Origin of the sequence: Nocardiopsis valliformis DSM 45023 (assembly GCF_000340985.1) — a bacterium.
Taxonomy (GTDB): domain Bacteria; phylum Actinomycetota; class Actinomycetes; order Streptosporangiales; family Streptosporangiaceae; genus Nocardiopsis; species Nocardiopsis exhalans.
Genome location: NZ_ANAZ01000011.1, coordinates 1 through 20,000 on the forward strand (window position 1 = coordinate 1; position 20,000 = coordinate 20,000).

At 64.0% G+C, this 20,000-nt stretch carries 20 protein-coding genes, 1 tRNA gene and 1 pseudogene; 11 read left to right on the forward strand and 11 right to left on the reverse strand.

Annotation, left to right across the window (positions count from 1 at the left end; all coding sequences use genetic code 11):
* Nucleotides 1–77 precede the first annotated feature (77 nt).
* The gene (locus tag D457_RS0111985) at nt 78–1,778 is read right to left on the reverse strand and encodes an alkaline phosphatase D family protein (RefSeq protein WP_026116565.1); all 1,701 of its coding nucleotides are present in this window, start codon (nt 1,776–1,778) and stop codon (nt 78–80) included.
* A 129-nt stretch (nt 1,779–1,907) separates the two neighbouring features.
* Between D457_RS0111985 and D457_RS0111990 the strand changes: the two genes are divergently transcribed.
* The 4 genes from D457_RS0111990 to D457_RS0112005 all read left to right on the forward strand — a co-directional run bounded on the left by D457_RS0111990 (nt 1,908) and on the right by D457_RS0112005 (nt 3,654).
* Nucleotides 1,908–2,318, forward strand: a complete 411-nt coding sequence (locus D457_RS0111990) for a secondary thiamine-phosphate synthase enzyme YjbQ (RefSeq protein ID WP_017580908.1) — start codon at nt 1,908–1,910, stop codon at nt 2,316–2,318.
* Between the two features lie 181 nt (nt 2,319–2,499).
* Nucleotides 2,500–2,925 carry a DUF3052 domain-containing protein gene (locus D457_RS0111995; RefSeq protein WP_017580909.1) on the forward strand — a complete coding sequence of 142 codons (426 nt, stop codon included), beginning with the start codon at nt 2,500–2,502 and terminating at the stop codon, nt 2,923–2,925.
* Nucleotides 2,926–3,059: 134 nt separating this feature from the next.
* Nucleotides 3,060–3,527: a peroxiredoxin gene (locus tag D457_RS0112000; protein ID WP_017580910.1), complete on the forward strand. Its 468-nt coding sequence runs from the start codon at nt 3,060–3,062 to the stop codon at nt 3,525–3,527.
* 53 nt (nt 3,528–3,580) lie between these two features.
* A tRNA-Val gene (locus tag D457_RS0112005) sits at nt 3,581–3,654 on the forward strand.
* A 179-nt stretch (nt 3,655–3,833) separates the two neighbouring features.
* On the opposite strand, the gene D457_RS34080 is transcribed toward D457_RS0112005, so the two are convergent.
* From D457_RS34080 to D457_RS0112020, 3 genes are read right to left on the reverse strand one after another with little or no spacing between them, the layout of a single operon-like run.
* Complete coding sequence (locus D457_RS34080; RefSeq protein WP_160167400.1) at nt 3,834–4,385, reverse strand: ATP-binding protein; 552 nt, start codon at nt 4,383–4,385, stop codon at nt 3,834–3,836.
* A 26-nt stretch (nt 4,386–4,411) separates the two neighbouring features.
* Entirely contained in the window at nt 4,412–4,735 is a 324-nt protein-coding gene (locus D457_RS32400; RefSeq protein ID WP_017580912.1) for a recombinase family protein, read from the reverse strand.
* Nucleotides 4,732–5,052: a hypothetical protein gene (locus D457_RS0112020; RefSeq protein WP_017580913.1), complete on the reverse strand. Its 321-nt coding sequence runs from the start codon at nt 5,050–5,052 to the stop codon at nt 4,732–4,734. The genes D457_RS32400 and D457_RS0112020 overlap by 4 nt, the downstream gene beginning before the upstream one ends.
* A 159-nt stretch (nt 5,053–5,211) precedes the next feature.
* Here D457_RS0112020 and D457_RS0112025 point away from each other — a divergent pair, with 159 nt between their 5' ends.
* Nucleotides 5,212–6,132, forward strand: coding sequence for a helix-turn-helix domain-containing protein (locus D457_RS0112025; protein WP_083926741.1), 921 nt, complete (start codon nt 5,212–5,214; stop codon nt 6,130–6,132).
* Entirely contained in the window at nt 6,089–6,217 is a 129-nt protein-coding gene (locus D457_RS37000) for a DUF397 domain-containing protein (protein ID WP_239646078.1), read from the forward strand. Before D457_RS0112025 ends, D457_RS37000 begins: the two co-directional genes overlap by 44 nt.
* Before the next feature lie 54 nt (nt 6,218–6,271).
* On the opposite strand, the gene D457_RS34710 is transcribed toward D457_RS37000, so the two are convergent.
* The 4 genes from D457_RS34710 to D457_RS32405 form a co-directional block, all read right to left on the reverse strand.
* Entirely contained in the window at nt 6,272–7,642 is a 1,371-nt protein-coding gene (locus D457_RS34710; RefSeq protein ID WP_083926747.1) for a restriction endonuclease, read from the reverse strand.
* 86 nt (nt 7,643–7,728) lie between these two features.
* On the reverse strand, nt 7,729–9,030 hold the full coding sequence (locus D457_RS35720) for a hypothetical protein (RefSeq protein WP_152514224.1): 1,302 nt from the start codon (nt 9,028–9,030) through the stop codon (nt 7,729–7,731).
* 399 nt (nt 9,031–9,429) lie between these two features.
* Nucleotides 9,430–12,429: a DEAD/DEAH box helicase gene (locus tag D457_RS0112035; RefSeq protein ID WP_017580916.1), complete on the reverse strand. Its 3,000-nt coding sequence runs from the start codon at nt 12,427–12,429 to the stop codon at nt 9,430–9,432.
* Nucleotides 12,430–12,636: 207 nt separating this feature from the next.
* Nucleotides 12,637–13,035, reverse strand: coding sequence for a helix-turn-helix domain-containing protein (locus D457_RS32405; RefSeq protein WP_017580917.1), 399 nt, complete (start codon nt 13,033–13,035; stop codon nt 12,637–12,639).
* Between the two features lie 192 nt (nt 13,036–13,227).
* On the opposite strand from D457_RS32405, the pseudogene D457_RS37880 reads away from it, so the two are divergent.
* The 3 genes and pseudogenes from D457_RS37880 to D457_RS32410 form a co-directional block, all read left to right on the forward strand.
* Nucleotides 13,228–13,455 (forward strand): annotated as a pseudogene (locus D457_RS37880) (DUF7662 domain-containing protein); the annotation flags it as partial.
* A gap of 111 nt (nt 13,456–13,566) precedes the next feature.
* Nucleotides 13,567–14,157 carry a hypothetical protein gene (locus D457_RS0112045; RefSeq protein ID WP_204367450.1) on the forward strand — a complete coding sequence of 197 codons (591 nt, stop codon included), beginning with the start codon at nt 13,567–13,569 and terminating at the stop codon, nt 14,155–14,157.
* On the forward strand, nt 14,154–14,858 hold the full coding sequence (locus D457_RS32410; RefSeq protein ID WP_017580919.1) for a hypothetical protein: 705 nt from the start codon (nt 14,154–14,156) through the stop codon (nt 14,856–14,858). The genes D457_RS0112045 and D457_RS32410 overlap by 4 nt, the downstream gene beginning before the upstream one ends.
* Nucleotides 14,859–15,271: 413 nt before the next feature.
* Here D457_RS32410 and D457_RS0112055 read toward each other — a convergent pair whose 3' ends face one another.
* Complete coding sequence (locus D457_RS0112055) at nt 15,272–15,724, reverse strand: SRPBCC family protein (protein ID WP_017580920.1); 453 nt, start codon at nt 15,722–15,724, stop codon at nt 15,272–15,274.
* Between the two features lie 61 nt (nt 15,725–15,785).
* On the opposite strand from D457_RS0112055, the gene D457_RS0112060 reads away from it, so the two are divergent.
* On the forward strand, nt 15,786–16,295 hold the full coding sequence (locus D457_RS0112060; protein WP_017580921.1) for a MarR family winged helix-turn-helix transcriptional regulator: 510 nt from the start codon (nt 15,786–15,788) through the stop codon (nt 16,293–16,295).
* A 261-nt stretch (nt 16,296–16,556) separates the two neighbouring features.
* On the opposite strand, the gene D457_RS0112065 is transcribed toward D457_RS0112060, so the two are convergent.
* Both D457_RS0112065 and D457_RS0112070 read right to left on the reverse strand, forming a co-directional pair.
* The gene (locus D457_RS0112065) at nt 16,557–17,612 is read right to left on the reverse strand and encodes a class I SAM-dependent methyltransferase (protein WP_017580922.1); all 1,056 of its coding nucleotides are present in this window, start codon (nt 17,610–17,612) and stop codon (nt 16,557–16,559) included.
* A 104-nt stretch (nt 17,613–17,716) separates the two neighbouring features.
* Nucleotides 17,717–19,411 (reverse strand): helix-turn-helix transcriptional regulator, encoded by a 1,695-nt coding sequence (locus D457_RS0112070; RefSeq protein ID WP_017580923.1) that lies wholly within the window; start codon nt 19,409–19,411, stop codon nt 17,717–17,719.
* Nucleotides 19,412–19,539: 128 nt separating this feature from the next.
* Between D457_RS0112070 and D457_RS0112075 the strand changes: the two genes are divergently transcribed.
* Nucleotides 19,540–19,815 carry a M55 family metallopeptidase gene (locus D457_RS0112075; protein WP_193374494.1) on the forward strand — a complete coding sequence of 92 codons (276 nt, stop codon included), beginning with the start codon at nt 19,540–19,542 and terminating at the stop codon, nt 19,813–19,815.
* Nucleotides 19,816–20,000: the final 185 nt, after the last annotated feature.

Sequence of the window (20,000 nt, forward strand, 5' to 3'; positions counted from 1 at the left end):
AGGAGCAAGTTCGGCGCCGAACTTGCTCCTGGTAGCAAGATCATCTTTAGGAGGGGCCCAAGTCCGCCCCGTGCGAATCAGACCCGGACACGCCGCCGGATCTCGGGGAGCGCTTCGCCACCGCCCTGGGGGCAGTGGTACCAGCGTGCCTCGGCCTCGTGGCCGTTGAAGGCCACCTCACCGATGGTGTTGCCGAAGTAGGGGCGCTCGGCCAGCAGCCAGGACAGCGGGCTGCGGCGCACCCCGGCCAGTCGGGTCATGATCTTCCCGGCCAGGTGGAAGGGCCAGCTCGCGGACAGCGCGGCCGCGCGCCGGAAGTTCGGCGGGAGCTGGTTGCACAGCGCGGAGGAGACCAGCTGGGCCACCCGGGAGGTCGTCTGGCTCGTGCGTGCGCGTGCGCGCGCCAGGTAGGAGAAGTGGACGTCCCCGCTGAGCAGGAGGATGGTGGCGGGGGCCGGGCCGCGCCCGCCGCGGGCCACTTCCAGCACGGCGTCGGCGAGCCGGTGGAAGGAGTACTGGAAGGCGCCCCAGTGCTCCAGGTCCAGGGCCTGGCGCAGCTTCTCCGCGGGGCCGCGCGCCGCCGACCCCCAGGCGCCGCCGCAGACCGCCTCGTTCCAGGCCTCCAGGTGGTGCACGGAGGGCGGCAGCAGGATCGGGACCGTGGAGGCCACCACGAGGTGCTCGGGGCCGCCGGTGAGGTGCTGGTCGAGCCAGTCGTGCCCCTCGGGCCCCAGGATGGACCTGGAGCCGTCGTGGGGGTCTCCCTCGCCCAGGGCCCGCCCGCAGCGGGTGTCGGCCACCAGGACGCGCACACCGCCGATGTCGTGGCGGTGGCTCCACCGGTAGGAGGCGGGCTCGTCGTGCGCCCGCCAGGCGAAGGAGTCCAGGGTGTCCCCGGCATCGGTACCGCGCTCCCGGTGGTCGCGCACCACGGCCCACAGCGGGTCCTTGTCGCGCGCGTCGGGGGAGAGGTTTCCCACGTGCTGGTACACCCAGTACGCGCCGAGCCCACTGGTCACCCGGGTCCGCCACCACGGGTGGCCGTCCATGGAGCGCCGCCAGGCGGCCGAGGTGTTCCAGTCGTCGCGGATGTCGTGGTCGTCGAAGACCATCAGAGTGGGGACGGTCGACAGCAGCCACCGCACCTGGGGGTCGGACCAGGCTTGCCGGTAGAGCTCGGCGTACTCGTCGTAGCGCACGACCTCGTCCTCGGGCGCGTCGTCACCGGGATCCTCGCCGCGCACCTGCTTCAGCCGTGCTTGCCGGAGGAAGGCGCGCATGGGCTCTTGGAGCTCGTCGGCGTAGACCTGGTCGCCGATCAGCAACAGCGCCAAGTTCTCCCGTGCCTCGCCGTCCACGGCACCCAGACCCTCCCGGGCCAGCCGGCGCGCGGTGGCACGGAGCATGTCGGGACCGTAGCGCACCAGGCCCTCGGGTGTGTCGCCGGTGGGGGTGTGGCAGGAGCCGTACAGCAGGCGCGCGGGCGCATCCGGGGCCAGAGTGCGCAGGACGCTCGGCGGCAGCGGGCTGTCGGGTTCGGGCCAGACCCGGTCCTCAGCGAGAAAAACCTCGTAGGGAAGGACCGAACCGGGGGCCAGACCCTCGATTTCGCACACGGCGTAGTGGTGTCCGTGGACGGTGAAGGTCTGGGCGGCCGCGACCGCCACGCCGTTCACACGGACCCGGACGTCACAGGGCGCGTCAGTCTCCACCCACACCGTCGCCGTAGTGGGTCCCACATGTCGGAGCACCGGCCCCAGACGTAACGAGACAGTCACCCTTTTCCCTTCTTTCCACCAGTTTCACATACACCGACGACGAGTATGGTCGCTCCACGGCGCCCCCGACCATCCCTAAGCTGACCGGGGATGGTTGCACCGCGGGCCCGGCTGCGCGAAGGTGTCGCTATGCGGACACAGATCCTTGAGCTGCACACCGGCGGATCGGAGAGCATCACCGACATCACCGCGCAGTGCGGCGACTTCGTCGCCCAGAGCGGCGGCGACGGCCTACTCAACGTCTTCGTCCCGCACGCGACCGCGGGTGTGGCCATCATCGAGCTGGGAGCGGGGTCCGACGACGACCTCCTCGCCTCCCTCGACGACCTGCTACCGGCCGACGACCGGTGGCGCCACAAACACGGGTCCCAGGGGCACGGGCGTTCGCACGTCATGCCGGCGTTCGTCGCGCCACAGACCACGGTGCCCGTTCTGTCCGGCAGACTCGAACTGGGGACATGGCAGTCCATCGCGGTCGTGGACCTGAACGTGGACAACCCGGACCGACAGGTGCGGTTGTCCTTCCTAGGGTCCGGATGACGCGGATTCGACGCGTGCCGGGTTCGGCCGCGCGTTGACGGGAGATGCCACTAGCGTGTGAACTAGGCCATCAGCGATGGTTACGGACCCACGTGACGGGCGACGAAAAAGCCCGGCATCGTTGTGACAACTGCTTCGTGCAGGCAAGATTGAGAAAAACCATCTGTGGAGGAGAACTTTCGTGAGCGCGACCGCGGGCCAGGCACAAAGCGAACGCGGCTTGGCTGACCGACTCGGATTCAAGCCGGGTCAGGTGGTGCAGGAATTCGGCTTCGACGACGACGTCGACGAGGGGCTGCGCGCATCTATCGCCGAACTCACGGGCGAGGCGCTGGTCGACGAGGAGTACGACGGCGACGTCGACGCGGCACTGCTGTGGTGGCGGTCCGACGAAGAAGGCGACCTCACCGACGCTCTGATGGACACGGTGACGACCATCGCCGACGGGGGGACCATCCTGGTCCTGACCCCGAAGGCCGGCCGTGATCTGCACGTGTCCCCGAACGACGTCGCCGAGGCGGCCAACACATCGGGCCTTTCCCAGACCAGCGCGGTGAGCATCGGCGCGGACTGGTCGGGCACCCGCCTGGTCGTTCCCAAGCGGTGACGGACAGCACCCTCACCGGGTGAGACGTCCGGTGCCGCGCGCCCCAGCCAGAAAGGGCGCGCGGCGCTGAAGGGCGCCCGCTGACCGGCGGGCGCCGACTCCGGCCTGTGCAGCCGACGAACACGAACGTGAGCATGACCGACACCGCCACCGTGGGCAGCCGTGCGCCCGAGATCACACTCCAGGACCAGTACGGCCAGGACATCGTCCTGAGCTCCCTGCGGGGCGGCCCCGTGCTCGTGGTCTTCTACCCGCTGGCCTTCTCCGGCGTGTGCTCCGGCGAACTCGCCGACCTGCGCGAGCACCACGCCGAACTCAAGGCCCTGGGCGTCACGGTCCTGGCGGTGTCCGTCGACTCAACCTTCGCCCTGCGCACCTGGTCCGACCGGGAGGGCTTTCCCTTCGCGCTGCTGTCCGACTTCTGGCCCCACGGCGCCACCGCCCGGGCCTACGGGGTCTTCGACGACCAGCGCGGCGTCGCCCGCCGGGGCAGTTTCCTCATCGACGCCGAAGGCACCGTCCGCTGGACCGTCCACACCCCGGCCGGTCAGCCCAGGGACGTCAAGGAGTACATCGACCAGGCACGCCGCCTGGCTGGATAAATCAGGCGCGAGTACCACCACAAAGCGGTATGATCACTCGCGACGCACAAACGGGGCGCGTAGCTCAGTTGGTTAGAGCAATTGCCTTACAAGCAATAGGCCAGGGGTTCGAGTCCCTTCGCGCCCACCCTGGACGGCTTGCTGGAACCCTTGACCAGGTCAGGGGAGTCGAGAAGCGCGTCCACAGAGATCCACACGGCGCTCTCTCCGCCACCGGAGGGAGCGCTGTCGCCGTTCCGGGGCAAGTCCATCAACTTTTGTCCCGTTCGTTCCGTGTCGGCGCCCTGGAGGGCGGGAGCCGGTCGATCACAGCCGCGTCAGCCCTACAAGTAGCCGCCACATGTCTTCCGAGCCGAGAGGCGCGGGCGGGCGAAACACGGTGCGGAGCGTGCTGGTCGGCACTGGTCGTGGCCGGTACGTCATGGAAGGTCTGGGAGGGGGCGCCTCTCCTGGTCGATCCTGCGTCGGCCTTACGGAGTTGCGGGCGAGTACGCACCACACGGTCTTGCCGTCACGGGGTGAAGGGGTGACGCCCCATCGTTGGCTGAGCATCTCCACCAGGAGCAGCCCGCGGCCGTTCTCGGCGGCCTCATTGACGGGCTGTCTTGTGGGGGTGCCGTCTCCGGCGTCCCAGACGTCGAGGTAGAGCTTGCCGCCCTGGACGCGAAGTGTGAGGCGGATGAAGTGGCGCCGGGAGATGGCCGACACCGGGGTCGTCATGGTGAGGCCCTCGGCCTCGACGGGATTGGTCACCAGCTCGGAAGCCAGGAGTTCGGCGCTGTCCACCACGTCGCGGAACGGCAGGTGCGCGAGCGCGTGGCGGGTGAACTCGCGGGCGAAGGACGGCGCGTTTGGCAACGCCACTAAGGTCAAGGAGGCGAGCATCAGCGCCCCACCTCCCACACCGTGACGCCGAGCGCTTCGATCTGCGTCACCACACCTGCTTGCAGGCTCGGGAAGCGGGTGAAGTGCTCCAGGGCGGGCACCAGCACCTCGGTCGCGTCGCCTTGCTTGAGCCGTGCCACCAGGCGTCCGAAGCCGGATTCGCGCGAGGTGGACAGATCCACGAAGACGTCCCCGAGGGTGAAGCCCCGCTCTTGGGCGTAGGCGCTCATCTGGCTGCGAAAGCGCATCAGCCTCTCGCGGTCGGCTGGGCCGGTGACGCGCACATAGCCGTAGGCCAGTGGTCCGGCCTCGTCGGTGATCACGGGCGCCGCCCCTTCACCAGGTGCAGGCAGGGGCGAGCGTCAGCCTCGTCGTGTGCGTGAGGCCGGTGGCGGTAGGCGAGCACCAGTCGGACGGCTTCGCGGATGTTGCTGAGGGGGCAGTGGATGACGCGGAGCTGGTTGGCGTCGTTGTCGAGGTGCTCCACCACGTAGTGCTCGTTCGTGGCCGAGACGCTCACACAGCCGATGTGCAGAAACACCAGGGTGGTGCCTTCGCGGTCGGTTATCGGGTGGATGCCCTGCTGGCACAGGAGGTTGCTGAGGCGGCGAAGGGCGATTGGACCTTTTGGCCGGTTCATTAATCACCTCTAAGGAGGAAAGTAGGGGCTTTGTAGTGGGCTTGCCACACCCCGACCTTTCCATCGCCCCAGGTGAAAGGGGTATGACTACACGGCGATTGGCCACAAGGGGTAAAGCGGGGTTGTCTTTGGTTGTGGCTGTGTAGTTAACTGCCAGTCATGGCACGAAAACCCCCGGCGGAAAACCCCGCTATACGGCGCTTCGGGCGAGAATTGGCTCGCTTGCGCAATTTGGCCGGTATGTCACAAAGCCAGTTGGCCAAGGCGATCAATGTGTCGGGTGCGCTGGTTGGGCACATCGAGAGAGCGGAGCGCACGCCGACGCAGCGCTTCGCCAGGAAAGCCGACGAGGCACTCGAGTCCGGTGGCCACCTGATGGGCCTGTGGAAGGACGTACAGCAAGCGGCCTACCCGGAGTACGCCGGGAGCTTCATGGAGGCCCTGCCCCACGCCCTGATGATGCGGGACTACCACCCCATGCTCGTACCAGGGCCGCTCCAGGCTGAGGAGTACGTCCGCGCTTTCTGCCGCTCCAGCAACCCGATGGAGACCGAAGACCGTATTGACCGCTTGGTCGAACAGCGCATGCGGCACCAAGAGCTACTCACGGAAAGCGATCGGCCGGTCATCTGGACGATCATCACCGAGTCGGTGCTGAGCTGCCTGGTTCATACCCCTGACATCCTGCATGCCCAGGTCGACCGGCTACTCGAGCTCACCGGATCCGGGCGAGTACAGCTCCAGGTCATCCCTGGTACTGTCCGCTTCGACGAACACCCTGGCATGGACGGCCCCTTCACCATCCTCTCGTTGCCCGACAGGCAAGAGGTGGCCTACATCGAGGGTGTGATCTCCGGCAACCTCATCACTGAGCCGGAAGCTGTCGAGCGGCTGTCCCTCAAGTTCGGCAGTTTGCAGGGCGTTGCCCTCTCCCCGGGGCAGACAACGGAGTACTTGAAGAATGTGCGAGGCGAGATCAATGGACAACATTCAGTGGCACACCTCGAGCTACAGCAACGCGGATGGTGGCCACTGCGTGGAAGTAGCGGAGACTCCCCGAACGGCGCTGGTGCGGGATAGTCAGAACCGACAGCTCAGTCACCTGGTGTTTCCGGTGCTGGAGTGGGGGGCGTTCTTGGGGGATGTGAAGGGCGAGGCTGTGTAGTTCTTTACGCTGGATAAGGTATGGCGCTCGCTCTCAAAGGAGGGCGAGCGTTCTTCAAGAAGAATCATCTCTACTTGTGTCGATTTTCTTATATTCCATGCCATGGTTGTAAACCATGGTTGCAGTCGATCCACTCTTCTGGGCAAGTAGATGCTTGAGTTTATCTTTTTTGACGGTTTGGTCTGGGTGTTTTGATCGAAACTTGAGTGTCATGCTGACCTGTGCAACAAGATTCTCCTGATTTACCTCGTTTGAGACTACGAGGGGACACCCGTTTCCCATATTAAATCCTATCGTGCAAGGGCTTTCTGTGAATTCGATTATGATTGCATCTGAATTAGATCTAAGTTCTCCCTTGTGAATTAATGGCCAGAAATCTTCTGGTGTTAGGCTATATGGCTCGTGGACTGGGTCTCCTGTTACGCGTAGGCAGTCGGTCGAGCAGGGGTCGACTAGTTCAGATCTCATAAATGCAAGGATGGCCGGAAGGATGTTTTGACTGTGCTCCCGAATTACTTCTAGATCTACAGCATCGCTTTTAATAAAATTCCAGGGTGAGCATACTAGGGGGACTGCGGCTTCAGGGGGCAAGACCCGGAGGGCACCAAGGAGTATACGGGAGACAGCTGCGACAGCCCTCATGTTTTCAGTTGGCCGAGGTGCTTTCTCATTTGGCAGTATGCACGGCATGACGACAAGAGCGTATTGTGTTGCCTGGGCGGCGTTCCCCTCGTCGATTAGGCTCCACCAAGGGCGTTTTCTGGGAAGTGGAATTCCCTCAAAGTAGAGAAAGGTTCCGATCGCCTCAAAGAAGAGAGTGTCATCCTGCTCTTTCAGCCAATCGCGCTTGCTCCAAAAGTAGTCGGCATCGCGAACTGTGGGTTCCTCACCGAGTTCCGAAAATCGCTTCGTGAGCAGCCGCAATCGGTCGCTATCTGGTAGGTTTGTAGGCAATATTCTTGCGGCGATCTCTGGATATTTGCGAACCAAGGATTCGATCTTGTCTCGATCCCAGAGTCTTACTTTGAAACCTTGTCGATCGCGAACACGTGAATCAACCCAATCTCTCGTTGGATTGCTGAATCGACTGCTTGTTGCGACGACAAGAACATCTATGTCACTCGCCAGCGCATCGTTTACTGCGTTCTGTACGGCGCTCTTTTCGAGGGTTGATGAGCGCCTCTTGCACTCAATCCACCATTTTTGCTGTTCGAGCTCTCCGTCTGGAGTTGGTTGATTGAATGTAGCTTCAAGGTCTCTGCCTCCATCGGCTGCATTGATGCCAGAGTTGGTGCCAGATCGCCAGACTAGTCTGTTTGCTCCCATAGCTTCGAGAAGGCTATAGAGAAGCTCCTCGAACTGTGAATCAGATACCTCATTCCAGAGTACCTTGGTTACTGTGCTTGTCGCCCCTGGTGTTGTCATCTAATTCTCGCTCTCGTGAATATATAGATATGGTATTCGATGAAGTGGGTTGGTAGTGGTCCAGCTCATGGCTGGCTTATGACCATTTATCCCCAGTTTGCCGTCCTGTCGTGGGCATGTTTACCCCATCCATTCCCTGGCTCAGGGAATGTTGTGGGCGGATCCGATCCTTCATAGAACCACTCGTCTGATGGCTTGTCTTTCGCTCCTATGCCGAGTACCCACCCTGTGATTGTCCGCCGATAGGCATACCATGCCTGTCCATCGGGGTGAACTTCCATGATGACCCCATGATTCTTTGGGAGGTTGTGCCGGTCGAAGATTGTTCCTTCAGTTAACATGTTCAGGAGTTCGGGGCGGTAGCGGCCTCCGCGGTTTCTGTACCATCCCATCTGACAAGAAGACAATTTGATGAGAAAATTCTTCGTTTCTGCAAATTCACGCCTATCGAGTCTTTGGCCGTTTTCGTCCACGCCTTCCACGCCAGCATATTCTTTGAGGCGATCGTGGTTTTCTTGCTCTCGCTTTGTTCGCTCATTTTGTTCGTCTAGGAGATTCCGAACGGCTTCAACGCCGTCGCGGAACTTCTTTACTCGACCTCCATGGTATGCGGCGCGCCCTTGAAATGTGTGTATCTGTCGCAGGTTGCCTCGGAGTGCGTACATCACTCCAAGCTTGGCTCGCAGCGGTGCCGGTGCGATCTTCCCTTTGCTCCGTTTCTTCATAAGTCCAAAAATGGTCTGGTATCCACCAATGACAGCGATCGCGTAGATAAATGGCAGTGCGCCCATGGTCAGCCAGACCGGCATGAGAAGTTTCTGGAACTCAAGGACCTTGTCGATCTGATCCCAACTCGTTGCAGCCCAATGGATCGTGTAGACGGTCAAACCTAGCCCGATGAGGCCCAGAAACACATGGGCGAAGGTGCGCTCGCCGGTTCGTTCCGTGGAGACCTGCCTAAGGACGAGCAGGGCGATGATCGGTTGCAAGATCAGTTCAAGCCAAAGGCTGAGCGGTTTGATGTTGATGAAGAATTCAAAGAGCACACCAAGCTTTATGGTGTCTACAACCTTGTCGCGAAAAAACTTGGCTTTCTTGCTGGCGTCCGTAGATGAAAACAGCAGAGAGATCGCTGCACCCGACCAGAACAAAGACTGGCCTACAAGGCTTGTTTCCCAGAGTCCTATCTTCCAAGCGAGCCAGTGGATCGCAATTATCCAGATGCCGTATAGGGCGAATATTGGGAGGAGCTTGAAGTCTAGGATTTTCTTGATGGTGCTCGCGAACGACTTATGCACGTCTCCTTTTGTTGTCAGAGAGTAGATGATTAATAGGGCTGTGGAGAGGGCGAGTATTATGAGGGTGGCCGTCTGGCGATTGTCAAACATGGGTAGCTCAATTATATCGCAGTCCGGGATCTGAGCCTGATGTCTAGATGTATGAGGTGTTTGTAGCGCCGTGTCGGTTCGAGAGATGTCGATGGCTGTTGTTCGAGTATGGCGCTGTACCGCTCGATCAGGTGAGACTAAGTGGCCTTCCTGTCAACACTTACAGTACTCCGCACCTGGAAGCACACGCGGGGGCGCTTTCGTGTTCCATATGCTGCCACCGTCGGCAGTCGGTCACGAGGGCGGTACCGACTGGTTAGGGTAACCGTCACGCCGAATCCCTCCTATGGAAGCGGTTCGCGCAGTACCGGGGCAACCGCTCCAGTGGAAGAAATTACCGGGCGTCGATCACGGCCTGATTTTGCAGGCAGGGCTCGGTCCGGCCAAGAGCTATCGACATCATGGGCTCGCGATGACACGCAACTTCACCCTGTGTGTTTCCGCAAGGAAGCGATCAGTTGCTCCAAGGAGAGCCCTCATGTCCTCGCTCGCACCAGACTTCGACATACCAGGCTGCACGATCGCAACGGTGACGTGAAGAGCACGGTAGCGTGCCTCACTAACGATGGTTGCCAGGCTTCTAATGTCTCCGGTGATGAGGCCACTTCTTCCGTCAGCTTGACGCTCTTGCTCGCGCCGGAGGAGTCGTTTCGTGAGCAACTCCGGCATCGACTTCGCCCGGTTCATCTTCATCGATTGACCGCACACGTCGTAGAGGTCCTTGATCCGTGCACCCGGCCTATCGTCCGTCGAGTACTTGCAGTGAGCGAGCAAGACCTCCAGCGCATCATCTGTTCGCCTCAGGAGTACAATGTCGGCCAGCTCACCAGGGCCGTCGTCGTCGAGCACGACCTCCCACTCCTCTTCGGCTGACAGAGCTTGGATGGCGCGATGTTGGATCGTTGCCGGGTCACGCTCGATCCCCTGGGACTCCCGCTTCAAGTTGATGCCGGACCAGTTGATCGTCTCGATGTCCTCGATGGGGAAGAGGCGCCGTTCTCGATCTGGTTTCAACAGGAATCCCTGCTCCACCATGACCACCTCGTCCTCGAACGTCACCAGCAGCCCGTGGGCGGTAAGAAATGCGGCAAGGCTACCCGCCCCGGAAGCGGTAATGATCTCCCCATCGTTGCCCACGGGGCGGATCGTCGGCGGCTCATCTTCGTGGAACTTGAATTCAAACTCGAGTTCCCAAGATGGTGTCCTGAGCTCGAACCGCAAGGGCTGGTCAGGAGTGTGATTGGTGAGGGAGAATTCAGTATCGAGCAGCGAGAATGCTTGTTCGTTGTAATTCACCTTCCGTCGATCGCTGAGCGTTGCGGTGAGCTGATGCGGCCACTCGATTGACAAGGGAACGTATGGAGGCCGCTGCCGCGCGGGCTCGGGAAGCAGGAAGCCCGACATGACGGACTCAAGCGAGATGGAAGTATCCGTAATGGTCGGTCCGACCTGGTTCGCCCAACGGACCCAGTCGTGAATGTCACGAGCTTGTTCATGACTCCAGACACGCCCCTTGCGTGATGCACCAAAGCTCACTGCGCGACTCTCTGAGAAACCATGAGCGAAGATGTTCGTCTTCATCTTCGTACCGCCCTCTCCACGCCATGCATGAAGTACGTCCTGGCCGACGTGCAGAGAGAAACGGCGATTGCGGCTGACAGAGTCGAGGAGACCGACGTTGGTCGGTATCCTGCGCTTGACCTTGGAGAGTATCCGGTAGACTGTCTCTCCCTCGATCAGCGCGACATCGTTGCCGCCTACAGCTTTCGCGATGGTCTCATGCATCGATTCGTTATTTGTGCTGTTGATGTAGAGGAATCCAGCAGTATCGTCGACATAAACGATGTGAAGGTGGTGGACGAGTTCGTTAAAGCTAGCGAAGTCTCCCCACCTGACGGGTATCGCCTCTCGTGAGACCCACCACACGACCTTGTCCCTGTTGTTGATGCCGAGCTGAGTGGTCAGCAGCCTGTCCTCGAACAGGTCGTAGATGCTCTCCGGGTTCCAGGTGAGCGGCTGTGTGGATTGGTAGGTGACCGTGCTCATCTTTGGGCGAATGCTGCGCATCGCGACTTCGTGAGGAAGCGACCCGAAGGCCAACTCGAATTCAGTGCGATCTTTCTCGTCGCTAACCCCGTGCTCAGTAAGGTCGCGAATGACCTCGTTCCAATCGGCATCTTCGCCGTAGAGCTTGCGTAGCCGATCGTCGACTCCTGCGACTTGTAGTGGGACAAACGCGGAGGCGTCTCCGAGTGAGTCGCTACCAGCTCGAGTGAAGCGTCCAACGAACTGCAAGGTGACGGCAAGACTCTTTTGTGGATCGTGGATGGCTGCGATCTTGAGCGACGGCAGATCGAAGCCTTCTCCGAGCATGTTGACGCACACGACGATGCGACTCTCGCGGCTGAAGAGTTTGTCTCGGTGCTTGCGCCGAGTCGACTCCGCCATTCCCGTGTCGATGCGGACAGGAGCGAAGTCGGAGCCGAGCTCCTCGTACACCTTGATGATCTCCTTGGCCCGTTCCACGGAACGCACCCGCGCCATGAGGAGATGATCGAGTCCAGAGTCCCTGTCCGCGCGGAGCTGCTCGATCGCCGCGGAAGCTACGGCATGGTCAGGGTCGGCGAGGTCGATCACGGAGTGGTAGTTGATTCGAGCGAAATAGCCGTGAACCTGTGCCAGCCGGAGCGGGTAGGCGTATGCGATGCGGCCGCCGAGGTGCCGACCGTCCTCGCGGTACGGAGTGGCAGTGAACTGAACAACTTCCTTCTCAGTGAACAGATCGACTACTTCGCGCCAGGTTCGGGCGCCCAGGTGGTGCGCCTCATCGACAAACAAGCGCCGACAGGACTCAGCGAGGTAGGAGCGTGCCTCAGTCGAGCACGCGTTCAGAGCTTGGGCCGTGGCCACGACGACGCTCGAGCGCGCGAGAAGGTGCTGAACCTGGTCGACCGTTTGGAGGCCACTTTTTAGCACGAGGACGGGAGGGCAAAGGAAATCGCCGTCTACGGCGTTGACGAGCGGTAGTACTCCGAGCGTTACGAACTTCTCCGCGATCTGGGTTCGGAGTGCATCGGATGGCACCACCGTCAGTGTCAGAGCTGGCGAGTGGCAGTAAGCCGCGAGCATTGTTTCCGTCTTACCTGTACCGGTCGGCATCACCACCGTGATGGGTTCGCGTTCCTCTGTGGAGCGGTAGGCCAAGATTGCATGCAGCGCCCCGAGTTGCGGCCTTCGAAGTCCGGCCTTCGTTTCCGACTCTTCAACGAACCGGAAGCGCCCAGCTAGAGACGCAGCCACGGCCTCGCCGTCCTGCGGCTCTCGTGGGTGCGCCCCGTGTCCCTCACTGAGCCACCACAACTCGTTGCCGTCGATGTCGCGCTTCCCGATTGCCGTCACGTGGGCACCTCTTCGTTCCTGGACTTGCGAAGTGCCCTTGGGTCGTGTTGACCTGGGCGCCTCCGTCTTCAGTATGGACGTGGTAAAGGATCCTGGTGTTGTTCCCGAGCGCTGTGTCGAGACAGCGCGTGAGCAGTTCCAGTGGTCCTTCCTGGCCCACACCGGGCTGAAGATCCACCCTTCAACCTGACAGAACTGAAGAAAAACTCAGCAGAGTAGGTGATTTCGCACTGTGGTCGAGTGGGTCCCAAGCTTCCGCGCGATCTCCGCCAGTGGCCATCCCTGTTCGTGTAGCCGCGCCGCCTCGTCCACCTGCTCATCGGTGAGGCGGTTCCACCGGGTCTGCACACCGTGGCGCTTGAGGATGTTGCTCACCGTCTGGCGGGTAACCCCGAAGCGCTCGGCCAGGTCGTAGATTGTCGCGCCGTCCCGGTAGGCGGCGACCAGCTTCTCTGCCTCCTCGCCCCGGATATGCTTGGCGGTCTTCCTCCTGGCTCGTGGTGTCGGTGAAGCCGCTGGGGTCGAGGCGTCGGGCAGCTTGCGGAGGAGTTCCTCCAGAGAGTCCGCCTGGTACCCAGGGTTGTAGTTGGCTTGCCCAGGGTCCACTCCTCACTTCGGAGCGCTCGCGAGGGCGCTTTCGTCGTTTCACGATGCTGGCCATCGCCAGCCGTCGGCCTCGATGGCGGTGGCGACCAACTCCGGTAACCGTTCTGTGTAGTTCGCGCTGAATCGCTCTGCCTGGGGGCGATCTCCATCCACGATTGTCATGACCCGGCAGTCGGACCAGGAGCGCGACTCATGGCACAACGAGCGACGTATGCCTGGCTCACCGAGTTCCTACGCGGCAGTACGCGGGACGTGGTGACCGTGGCATGGGACGAGCTGGACGAGGTCGTCGGCGGCCTTCCCGCCTCGGCCGTCAACCACTATCCGCAGTGGTGGCACGGTGATCGCTCACATACGCGGGCGTGGCGGCGTGCGGGATACGAGCTGGAGTCCGTGAGCCCAGGGCATTCGGTGACCTTCCGAAGGAAAGGGGAACCCGATGTTCCTCAGGGGCGGGGTTCCGTGCGATCGAGTCCGTCTGCGGCAAATCGATCCAGCACAGAGCTGCCCCCGTTAGATCCCCGTAGTGCTTTGCTGGTCATCGCCTGTTCATCGGCCAAGGCCCCAGGAGGGCGCCATCTCGCGGAGTACGGCGGTGATGCCGGTTGGCCTCGGGAACTGATCGAGGCCCGAGCCCGTGTGCTCGCCCAGGCTGGAGCGGACGACGGCCGCTTTCTCCCCGCGTGGCAGCGCTATACCGGCCACTTCTACAAGCATGCCGAGCCCGCGTTAGCCGAGGCGGTCGCCAGCGGCCGGGTGCTGATCATCAGTGGTGGATACGGCCTCGTACGGGCCGATGAGCCCATCGCGTACTACAACCGCCGCTTGCAGCTGGCGGACTGGTCGCCGGGACTACTCGAACGAACCCTCGTCGCGGAGGCCTGCCGTGTCGGTGCGCGGTCCGTCGTCGGATTTCTCGCAACCTCGAGCGATTACGCGAGGCTGTTCCGTCGTGTCGACTGGCGCGTGTCGGGTGCACAGGTGGTGCTGGCCACCATCGAGGGAGTTCAGGGCGGAGCGCAGGCGCGCGTGCCGCGGGCACTGGGCCAGGCCTTCTCCGCGTCCTGGCGACAGAATCCCGGCGGCCAGCCAGCCGGACTGGCATGGGAGCCGCTGACGTGAGTACCACGCGACAACGCCACATCGACGAGTTCTACGCGCTGCTGGACGACCTCGCCCGCGTGGTTGGTGGCCCGCGCCTGCTGCGCGATTGCACCGGCCGCGATGGTTGGCCGAGCCACGGCGTCTACTTCTTCCTCGAGGAGGGTGAGCGGCTTCCCTCGGGCAAGCACCGAGTCGTCCGAGTTGGAACGCATGCCCTGACCTCCACCAGCCGGACCACCCTCTGGAAGCGGCTCGCCCAGCACCGGGGTAACCGCTCTGGCGGCGGAAACCACCGGGCGTCGATCTTTCGCCGCCATGTCGGTGCAGCGCTCATCGGCCGCGACGACAGCCATGACGGCCTCTTGGAGGCGTGGCTGGCCCCGTCCCGGAGTCCTGCGTGGACGAGCCACGAAGCCGAGGCCGAGCGGCGGGTCAGCGAATACGTCGGCCGCATGCCGTTCCTCTGGCTGCCGGTGCCCACGGGCGCCGACGGGAACAGTGACCGGGGCTTCGTCGAACGCAACTGCATCGCCCTGCTCTCTGGAGCCTCGGGCACGCTCAAAGCCCCGAGCCGGACATGGCTCGGGTACCACGCGGTCAGCCCCAAGGTGCGAGCCTCGGGGCTGTGGAACGTCAACCATGTCGACGAGTCCTACGACCCCGCCGTCCTCGACCTCATCCGCGACCTGGTGCGCCGCTGCGGACACCAAACCGAGTAGAGGCAAGGCAGCCGTTGACACGCAGCCGGTCAACCGCTCCCGGAGAAGCCTGAGAGAACCGCTAGAGGCGAGGCCAGCGAGCAGACGCGGCCCTCGCCAGGCGGTCAGAGTTCGTGTCGGCAGGAGGTCGGGTCCGACGGCGGGATCTTCTCGTGCTCGGGCGCGGCAATCATGCGGGTGTTGGAGAAGGAGATGAAGACCTGATTTCTACATACCTCGTTCGCGCAGCCTCTTACGCACCGTTCCGGGTTTGGAGCTCAGCTCCTCGGCCTCCCCGCCCCGGATCTGCTTGGCGGCCTTCTTCCTGGCCCGCATGTGCACCCGCCCTGAGCCGTCGCAGAACCGTGCGGTCGGGTGGGAAAGGGGCCAGCACCCCGCCCCGCCGGAGACTCGCCCCTTCCTGGCCGGACCGCTCAGCGGTCCTTCCACGCCTGTTCCAGCAGGCGCTTGACCCGTTGCACGTCCCCGTGTTCGGTGCGTCTGATCACGGCACTGATCACAGGGCGCAGCAGGCGGTCGCCCCCGCTCAGGGTCACCCGCTTGACAAGGTCCACCCGGCACGCGTTCGTGTCGGTTGGGGTCACCGAGCGGCTGCCCTCGGCGTTCGAGCCCTCGACGACCCGCCACGAGAACGAGTGCCCCTCGTGTACGTCGCGGACTTCGACCAAGCTCTCCACGGTCCTACCCAGCACGCGGAGGGTCTCTTCTACCCGGGCGCCGTTCCGTACCGCGCCCGACGGGCTCTGGGCCATCTTCTGCAATCCGGACCGCCAGGCCAGATCGTTGTCGTATACGCGCAGGAAGTCCCACACGAATCCGGCGGGGGCTCGCACGGTGGCGCAGGAGTGCACGGCGATGGGTTTCATAGGGCACCTTCTCCATATAGTTAACCAGTTCACTATATACTGGTTGCAGTACACTCGCCGTATGGCCGACAGAACCGACCCCCGCCCCGACTTCGCCGACGTCGCCGTGTCCCACTGGGAGCGGGAGCGACCAGACCTCGACTTCTCCGCGATGGCCACACTGGCGCGATTCGCCCGCCTCCACATCGCTGGCAGCCGTCACGTGGAAGCGGTCTTCGCCGCCCATGGTCTGGACCGCGGGGAGTTCGACGTCCTGGCCAGCCTGCGCCGCACGGGAGCGCCGCACGAGCTCTCGCCCTCCCTGCTCGCGGAGACCCTCCTCATCACCCGGGCGGGAATGACCAAGCGCGTCGACCGTCTCGAGGCGCGCGGCCTGGTCACCAGGCGCGCCGCTCCGCAGGACCGCCGAAGCCTCCGCATCGGCCTCACCCCGGAGGGGCTCGCACTGGTCGACGCCGCCGTCGCCGACCACGCCGCGAATGAGAACCGCCTCCTCGCACTGCTCACCGAGGATGAGGTGCGCACGTTCGACACCGTTCTGCGGAAACTGTTGGACGCCCTCGAAGAATGAGCACCGGGCCGACGCCGTCACCTCCGGCGCACAGCGGTGGGGCGGCCCTGTCCCGCCGGAGCACCTCCGCAGCACGGGGTGGGCCCTCCGTCGCCTCTCGGGACGCGAGGCACTGACCAGACCGTGACCGTCCAGGTGCCCCCGCGGTGGTTGCGGTCGCTGCCGTCGGGGTTCGTAACCGACCTCGGTGTTGACGGCGATGTCCACCACGAACCAGTGGACGGTAGTCGTCATCACCCGTTCCCGTGTCGACCATTGGCGTTATGGTCGGGCCTCGAGGACCATGAAGTTAGGGGTTTCGGTGGCCTGGCGGAACCGGGTGAACCCGGCCTCCTCGGTGATGTGTCGGAGCGCGGTGAACCCGGCTTGTGCCCCGAGGGCGTTGCTGCTGCCCTGGGAGAGCGCGCTGGGAGTACAGACGAAGGTCGACACCGAGTAGAACGTCCTGCCGCGGACGCTCTCGACGGGGTGGTCGTCGGTGCGCGGCTCGGTGAACATCCAGGTCCCGTCGGGTGCGAGCGCGTCGAGGATGTGGCCGGCGGCGGTGACGGGGTCACCCCACTCGTGCAGTGCGTTGAACACACAGACCAGGTCGAAGCCCTCCCCGGTGAAGTCTTCGGCACCGGCGACCTCGAACGCCACCCGGTCGGAGAGCCCGGCCTGTGACGCCTGCGCGCGGGCGGTGTCGATCGACGGTGCGTGGTAGTCGAACCCGGTGAACGTCGAGGCGGGGTAGGCCCGGGCGAGAAGCATCAGCGAAGCGCCGTGTCCGCAGCCGACATCGGCGACCCTGGCCCCCGCGACCAGCTTGTCGTGTACTCCGGAGAGCGCCGGGATCCAGTGGTCGACGAGGTTGGCGCGGTAGACCGGTCCGAAGAAGCGCTCGGTGCCGGTGAACAGATGGGGGTGGTGCTCGTCCCACCCGATACCGCCGTCGGTCGTGAACGCCTTCTGGACGCGTTCGGTGTCCTTGTGGGTCGAGCTGGCGACCATCGCACCGCCCGCGACGAACGCGGGGCTGGCCGGGTCGGCCAGGCAGGCGGCCTGTTCCGGGGTGAGCCGGTAGGTGTCGTCAGCCGGGTCGTGTTCGCAGTAGGCGCTGGCGGCCTGTGCGTTGAGCCATTCGCGTACCAGCCGGGGATGGCAGTCGGTGGCCGCCGCCAGTTCGTCGGCGGTCTGCCGGCCACCGTCGGCCAGTGCCCGGTACAGGCCGAGCTGGTCGCCGATGACGACCGTGGCCGCGTGCATGGTGGCTGCCTGGTCGGCTGCGTATCGCTGGAGGAACGCCCGCAACCGGTCGGTGTCGAGGTCGTTCATGTGGCTCGCCTCCTCGTGCCGGGGTCCTGTATCCCAGGACGGTACGCGTGGCGGACCGGTCCCGGCATCGCCGGAGCTGACCATTTCCGATGCGGCGCGGATGGTCAGAACGGACCATCGGGCCCTTCCCTTCGGACGAGGCCGTGCTCGAACGCGAAGGCGGTCGCCGCGGTGCGGGATGACACCCCGAGCTTGGGGTAGATGTTGCTGAGGTGACGCGCCACCGTGTGCTCGCTGAGGACGAGCTCGGCGGCGATCCGGCGGTTGGTGTACCCGGCGGCCACCAGTCGCAACACCTCGCACTCCCGGTCGGACAGGTCCCCTGGGCGGGCGCCGTCAACTGTTGTTCGCGGAGTCAGCCGATCGGTGTGCGCGCCCAGGCGCGTGAACATCCGTCGGGCGGCGTCGATTTCGAGTGCGGAACCCTCCTCGTCACCGAGAGTCCGCAGGGCCACCCCGGTGAGCAGTCGTGCCTCGGCCAGTTCGCATTCCAGCCCGAGCGCCCGCCATGTGGCCATCGCGGGACGGAGCAGGGCCAGCGCGGACTCGGCGTGCCCTCTGGCCAACCGCAACCGGGCTCGCGTAACACCCGCCAGCGCCGAGACGGCTTCGCTCGACGCGGCCTCGGCGACGGTGTCCAAGTCGTCACAGGCGGCACCCGCGAGATCGGTCCGATCGGCGTCGAGCGCCACCTGCACCTGCGCTGCCAGGAGGGACGCCCTGCGGAACGGCAACCCGCCAGAATCGGCGAGCGCGGCGCGCAGCGCGGTCATCGCCGCATCGGTGCGCCCCTGCGCGAGCCGGATCATGGCCAGGCCCGGCTGTGGGTCGTGGCCGAGCTCACGGGCCTGGGCGAACGCCTGCTCGGCCGCGGAGGTCTCACCACGGCGGCGCAGGATCTCTCCCGTCACGTAGAACGCCTCGCCCGCCAGGTGGGGTTCGAAGAGCAGCATCTCCTCGCAGGCACGCCGCGCTTCGGTCGCGGCCTCCGCCAGCTCGCCGCGCAGGCACATCACCTCCACCTGCCGCACCCGGCACAGGCCCTGGTAGGGCGTGGCTTCGGGCAGGGACGACGCCCAGTTCCACGCTGTCTGCGCCCAGCTCGCGGCGCGGCGCAGGTCAGCGACGCCCATACACATGCCCACCGCGAAACACGAGATCCAACCGGTGAAGTGCGCGTCCAACTCCCCGGACACGACTGACGCCATCGCCTCGTCCAACAACCGCAGACCGTCGTCGACTTCGCCGCGCATCAGATGGCACAGCCCTTGCCAGGAAAGTGCGAGCGCCACCAGGTTGGGTGCGCCGAAGCGCTCACCGGCCACCAGGGCCCGCCTGGCATGGGCCTCGGCCCGATCGACCTCCCCGGCGCCCAGCGCGGCCTCCGCCTCGCTGCACGCCAGGTAGCCGAACTCGACGCAGTCGGGGTGGTGCTCCAGTTGGCGCTGCGCGCGGCGCAACCACCCCGATGACGCCACCGGCTCGCCGTGCAGGCCGTAGCGCACCGACAGCATCCACGCCGTGTACGCGGCCTCGCAGGGGCGGCCCGAGCTGACGAACCCGCGAAACGCCCGCTGCCGCAGCCCGATCTCCTCCGGTACTCGACAGCACCACCAGGCCGCGTCGGCGAACAGCACGAAGTCGTCAGGTGACAGTTCGGTCGGATCGATGCCCTGGAGGAGCCGGTACGCCTCGCTCCACCGCAGGTCGCGAGCAGCATGACGGGCGTGCTCCACCACCTGTGCGAGCTCACCCATCGCCAACCACCACCACGAGGTCATCGCCGACGGACGCACCATCGACCGTTCCCTGATTGTAGATCGCCGCTGCTCAGCGGTGCTTGGGTGGTTCAACTCCGCCCGCTGGGCCGGGGCGCCGGTCTCCTGCGCCAGCTCCGGTACGTACGAGCCTGGAAGGTGTGATGGGGGTGCGTGTGCTCGTCTCGGTCGATATGGAGGGCGTGGCCGGAGTGGTCCGTCCTGACGACATTCGGCCAGGGCACAGTGAGCACGAGCGCAACCGCGCACCCATCACGGCGGAGGCCGGCGCGGCCGATCGCGAGGCCTTCGTCGCACGCCACCCGAAGACCGTCGCGGACGCCGACGGAGCCCGTGTCCTCCGCGGTGTCCTGATGAAACCGGAGTCGGAGCACCACGTGGAACGCGTCCACGCCCGAGTCGAACAGATCACCCGCGCGCGGTAAGCGCCCGAGTTTGACTGGAAATAACCCTTTCTTTTTCTGTTCGATCCTTCCTCTTCGGGACGTTCGTCACATTCACGGCGATTGGTGCAGATGGCGAACAATGAACTTAGGAAGGTTAGGCTAACGTAACCCGCGTTGCGAGAAGCGGCTTGCCGGATCGGCGGGCCAGATCAAAGGGCGGGGCC

Coding starts and splice junctions, on each gene's coding strand:
- D457_RS0112020 (WP_017580913.1), bottom strand. CDS start 5,052: ATGAACCGGCCAAAAGGTCCAATCGCCCTTCGCCGCCTCAGCAACCTC.
- D457_RS0112070 (WP_017580923.1), bottom strand. CDS start 19,411: ATGGTGCGTCCGTCGGCGATGACCTCGTGGTGGTGGTTGGCGATGGGT.
- D457_RS34710 (WP_083926747.1), bottom strand. CDS start 7,642: ATGACAACACCAGGGGCGACAAGCACAGTAACCAAGGTACTCTGGAAT.
- D457_RS0112025 (WP_083926741.1), top strand. CDS start 5,212: ATGGCACGAAAACCCCCGGCGGAAAACCCCGCTATACGGCGCTTCGGG.
- D457_RS0112055 (WP_017580920.1), bottom strand. CDS start 15,724: ATGAAACCCATCGCCGTGCACTCCTGCGCCACCGTGCGAGCCCCCGCC.
- D457_RS35720 (WP_152514224.1), bottom strand. CDS start 9,030: ATGTTTGACAATCGCCAGACGGCCACCCTCATAATACTCGCCCTCTCC.
- D457_RS0112000 (WP_017580910.1), top strand. CDS start 3,060: ATGACCGACACCGCCACCGTGGGCAGCCGTGCGCCCGAGATCACACTC.
- D457_RS0111990 (WP_017580908.1), top strand. CDS start 1,908: ATGCGGACACAGATCCTTGAGCTGCACACCGGCGGATCGGAGAGCATC.
- D457_RS0112060 (WP_017580921.1), top strand. CDS start 15,786: ATGGCCGACAGAACCGACCCCCGCCCCGACTTCGCCGACGTCGCCGTG.
- D457_RS0112065 (WP_017580922.1), bottom strand. CDS start 17,612: ATGAACGACCTCGACACCGACCGGTTGCGGGCGTTCCTCCAGCGATAC.